Here is a 1,288-nt window from a genome sequence, read left to right on the forward strand (position 1 = left end):
GATTTTGTGTTGCGGGGCCATAGTGACGCCGATGGAGGGCGCATATGGTCATCAAGAAGGACACACTGGATCAGTTGCTTGCCGGGCGTGACCCGCGGGCTGTTTTCGCAAAGGACGGGCTGGTCGACGAGCTGAAGAAGGCTCTGGCGAACCGGGTTCTGTCGGCGGAGCTGGACGATCACCTCGACGGCGAGGCGGCAGCGGGCAAAGCCAACCGGCGCAACGGCTATTCGAAGAAGACGGTTCTGGGCGAGAGCTCGAAGCTGGAGCTGCGGATCCCGCGCGATCGGGAGGGCACCTTCGATCCGAAGCTGATCGCGAAGTATCAGCGTCGCTTCCCCGGTTTCGACGAGAAGATCATCTCGATGTACGCGCGCGGCATGAGCGTCCGGGAGATTCAGGGGCATTTGCTGGAGATCTATGGCCTGGACGTTTCGCCCGACCTGATCTCGACGGTGACGGACGCCGTACTGGAGACGGTGAGCGAGTGGCAGAATCGGCCGCTGGAGCCAAGTTATCCGCTGGTCTTTTTCGACGCGATGCGGGTGAAGATCCGCGACGAGGGCCTGGTCCGCAACAAGGCGGTCTACCTGGCGCTGGGCGTCCAGGCCGACGGCACCAAGGACATTCTCGGCATCTGGATCGAGACGACCGAGGGTGCGAAGTTCTGGCTGCGCGTCATGAACGAGCTGAAGAACCGCGGCGTCGAAGATGTGCTGATCGCCGTCGTCGACGGCCTGAAGGGCTTCCCCGAGGCGATCAACGCGGTCTTCCCGCAGGCGATCGTCCAGACCTGCGTGGTTCACCTGATCCGGCACTCGCTGGAGTTCGTCTCCTGGAAGGATCGTAAGCCCGTCGTGCCGGCGCTGCGCATGATCTACCGGGCCAAGGACGCCGAGGCCGGAATGGCCGCGCTCGAGGCCTTCGAAGCCGGATTCTGGGGCCAGAAATACCCGGCCATCGCCCAGGCCTGGCGCCGGAACTGGGACCGCGTCATCCCGTTTTTTGCCTTTCCGGAAGCCGTGCGCAAAATCATCTACACCACGAATTCCATAGAAGCTTTGAACGCAAAATTGCGCCGGGCGGTCCGAATTCGAGGCCATTTTCCGACGGACGAGGCTGCGACGAAGCTCATCTGGCTGGTCTTGCGCGATGCCACGGCAGAGTGGAAAATGCCACCGCGCGAATGGGGGGAGGCAAAATCCCAGTTCGCCATTCTGTTCGAGGAGCGCTTCATCATCGCGTGAAACTCAACCCGCCCCGGACACAAAAATTCAGACACTCCCGC

1 protein-coding gene is annotated in these 1,288 nt (G+C 62.0%); it reads left to right on the forward strand.

Annotation, left to right across the window (positions count from 1 at the left end):
• Positions 1-44 precede the first annotated feature (44 nt).
• The gene (locus tag ACODTJ_RS29155; protein ID WP_488851719.1) at positions 45-1,247 is read left to right on the forward strand and encodes an IS256 family transposase; all 1,203 of its coding nucleotides are present in this window, start codon (positions 45-47) and stop codon (positions 1,245-1,247) included.
• Positions 1,248-1,288: the final 41 nt, after the last annotated feature.

The organism is Allobosea sp. FG18, assembly GCF_057809495.1.

Excerpts from the sequence above, each read along its gene's own strand:
- ACODTJ_RS29155 (WP_488851719.1), top strand. The coding sequence starts at position 45 with ATGGTCATCAAGAAGGACACACTGGATCAGTTGCTTGCCGGGCGTGAC.